2 protein-coding genes and 1 pseudogene are annotated in these 3278 nt (G+C 72.7%); all 3 read right to left on the bottom strand.

The features are described from left to right. A partial coding sequence (locus GT354_RS17835; protein ID WP_161357298.1) for a glycosyltransferase occupies window positions 1-1155 on the bottom strand: 1155 nt, incomplete at its 3' end. Then, a complete protein-coding gene (locus GT354_RS17830) occupies window positions 1152-1967 on the bottom strand; it encodes a glycosyltransferase family 2 protein (RefSeq protein ID WP_161357297.1) in 816 nt (271 codons plus the stop codon). The genes GT354_RS17830 and GT354_RS17835, both read right to left, overlap by 4 nt. A gap of 354 nt (window positions 1968-2321) precedes the next feature. Beyond that, window positions 2322-3278, bottom strand: a pseudogene (locus GT354_RS17825) (hypothetical protein); the annotation flags it as partial.

Here is a 3278-nt window from a genome sequence, read left to right as displayed (position 1 = left end):
GCGGGTGCGCTCCAGGGCGTGGCGCAGGCCGGCGGGCAGGCGGCGCAGGAGCGGGCCGAGGGTGGCGGGTTCGCGCAGCACGGCGGCGGTGAGGTAGGCGCCCAGGCCGGTGCCGTAGCCGCGCACCTGGCGTGCCACGGCGGCGGGTTCGGTGCGGTGGCGGTGCCAGACGAGCGCGCCGGGCTCGTACGCGATCCGGTGGCCGCGCACGATGGTGCGGAAGAACGCGAGCAGGTCGTCGCCGCCGCGGGCGGGCGTACCGACGCCGGTGGCGGGGTCGAAGCCGCCCATCGCGCGCAACACGTCGGCGCGGAAGGCCATGTTGGCCCCCGAGCCGAAGCGGCCCGCGGTGAACGGGAACAGGGGGTCCTCGGGCGGGTTGTCCGCGCCGTACAGCACGGGCCGTAGACCCTTGGCGTAGCCCCCGTGGTGATGCAGCGTCAGTTGGGCGGGCGTGCGCAACTCGGCGGGCAGGATCAGGCCGGTCACGCATGCGGGCCGCTCGGGCCGGTCGAAGCCCGCGACCAGCGACGCGACCCAGTCGGGGTCGGCCAGTACGTCGTCGTCGGTGAACGCGACGAGTTCGCCGCCGGCTTCGGCGATGCCGCGATTGTGCGCGACGGCGAGTCCGGCACGCGGTTCGCGGACGTAGCGCACGAGGCCACTCCGGCCGCCGCGGACCACGCTCGCGGTGCGGTCGGTGGTGGGGGCGTTGTCGACGACGATCACCTCGACGTCGGGATGGGTCTGTCGGTGCAGGGTGCCCAGGCACACGGCGAGCAGGTCGGGGCGTTCGCGGGTGGCCACGACGACGCTGACGCGGGGGCCGGTTCGGCGCGTTGGGGGGATGCGGGGCGGGGGCGGGCCGAAGCGGGTATGGGCGGCGTCCACGAGGTGTTCGGTGTCACCGTCGCGCAGGTCGATGTCGAACAGGCCCGCAGGGGCGGCGTCGTGGCGGACGAGCACGAGGGCGGCGCCCCTCGGGCAGTCGACGGGCGCGCCGGCGGGGGTGGACAGGCGGGGTGCGGCGTCGGCGAACAGGTCGAGCACGAGCACGTGTACGGGCGCGGTGCGGCCGGTGGTGGTGGCCGGGGCCGGGCGTGGGTGTGGTGGGCGTGGGCGTGGTACCGCCGGCGAGTACTGGGTGAGCCTCAACGTTCCTCCTCCGGCCGGAGGGGGCGGACGCCGCCTCGTTCGCTCAGCACGGTGCGCAGGACCCGGCGGCCGTCGCGCAGGGCGTTGAGGTTGGACCGGCCGCTGCGGCGCGGGAGTTCGAGGCTGGGTACCTCGGCGATGCGCAGGCCGGCGAGCAGCGCGCGCACGGTCATCTCGGCCTCGATCTCGAAGCCGGTGGAGCGCAGGTCGAGGTCGTCGAGGAAGCATCGGCGGAACGCGCAGAATCCGTAGCACAGGTCGGTGAGCCGATACCCGTAGAGCCGGCTCACGAGCCGCATCAGCGCGTGGTTGCCCAGGCTGCGGGTGCGGCTGATGTCGAGGGATCCACCGCCGCCGACGAAGCGGGAGCCCTTGACGAAGTCGTAGCCGTTCGACAGGAAGTGCAGGTAGTGCGGGATCTCCTGCGGCGACATGCTGCCGTCGGCGTCGATGGTGACGATGACGTCGCCGGTGGCGTGCCGAAAACCGGTGCGCAGCGCGCTGCCCTTGCCCGGCGCGGACTGGGGGATGACCTTGGCGGCCGGGAGGTAGTGGCGGGCGATCTGGGAGGTGGCGTCGGTGGAATCGCCGTCGATCAGCAAGATCTCGTCGATCCCGGCCGGTATCTGCTGGAGCACCCAGGGGAGGTTGCGGGCCTCGTTGCGGGCGGGCACCACCAGGGTGACCCGGTCGCGGTCGTGCGCGATCGCGTCGGCGGCGGGCTGCCCGACGTGCAGGGGTGCGACGCCGGGCAGCCCGGTGATGCGGGGCAGCGCTCGTTTGTGGTGCGTGGCGTGCGTCGTGTCGTGCATGGACGGGCCCCCTCCGGTCTACCGCGTGCCTGGGAGGCGGTGCGGCGTCGAGCCGGGAACCGGCCCGAGATCGGTGACGCCGGGTATCGGTGTTGCGACACCCAGTTATCACTGATCGTGGGTGGGCGGCTGAAGTCGGGTCAATCGGACCGGAGATGCTTTGCCAAGACGTTACGGTTGGGCGTTTTCGCCACCGAATACCAGTTCGGCGGCTTTTTCTGGCTTTTCAGGGCTTTTCTTTGCATTCGAGCGGCATTCGAGCGGCATTCGAGCGGCTTCCAGGCGCGGCTGGGCGCGGCTGGGGGCGGATCCGAGCGATGGCCGAGCGGTGTTCCAAACCCCCGTCGGCGCGTCTCAGCAGTCACACGCGCAACACTCACAGCACTGGCAGCACTCACCGCAGCCCTCACAGGCGTCACAGCAGTCACACTTGTGGCAGCAGCCCTGCCGTTGTTGGCCGGAGCACGGGTCCTCGAAGGTCTCCCGGCAGCACCACTGGCACGTGCAGCACAGCCCTATCCAGATCGCGCACGCGACGAAGACGTTGTGCCCGCCCGGCGGCGGGGGCGGCGGAGTGGGGCCGCCCGGCGGGCCCCACGGGCTGTTGGGGTCGTGCGGGGCGCCGGGGGGTTGCTGGTACGGGGGTTGCTGGTACGGGGGTTGCTGATTGGGCCACGAGCCCTCGGGAGGGGCGGCCAACCGTCGCTCGCCGCGGGTCGCGCAGCCCGGGCCGTGCGTGTCGTGGTCGCCGTGGCCCGCGTGATCGCCGTGCGAGGTGTGCGCCTCATGCGCCTCATGCGCCTCATGCACCTGGCGCTTCTCGTGCTTGGCGGCCTTGCCGGTCTTGTGCTTCCCGGTGCCGGTCGAGCACGACGGCGACTCGACCGGGAAGCCCGCGTGCCGGAACGAGCGGTCGATCGCCTCGTCCACCTCGTGCACGAGCAGTCGGTGGGTGAGCACGCCGTTGTCGAACGCGACCTCGGCGAGCGCGAGCCGGATCCCCGTCGCCGCGTCACGACACAACCGGTGCGCCTCCTCGGGCCCGGTACCCGTCGCGAGCAGGGGATTCCACGCGCCCGCCGCGCGGTCGGCGTGGATGTCCTCCACCGCGTCGAGCAGGTGTGCGAGCCTGCCGAACAGCCTGCCCGCCTCGGCGAGCGGCTCGGCGTTCTCGGGCCGCCCGGCGAGTATCGCGGTGTGCGCGAAGGCGGCGGCGGTCGCGGTCTCGGTGGGCTCGGTCACGGTCAGCACGGACACGCCGGGGCCGGCCAGTGCCTCGACCTCGACCTGTCGGTCGACCGCGTCCACCAT

The sequence above is a fragment of the Streptomyces sp. SID3343 genome (assembly GCF_009865215.1).
GTDB lineage: Bacteria > Actinomycetota > Actinomycetes > Streptomycetales > Streptomycetaceae > Embleya.
Note: the sequence above shows the minus strand (reverse complement) of the source record. Positions and strands in the feature narration are given on the sequence as shown.

Coding starts and splice junctions, on each gene's coding strand:
- GT354_RS17830 (WP_161357297.1), bottom strand. CDS start 1,967: ATGCACGACACGACGCACGCCACGCACCACAAACGAGCGCTGCCCCGC.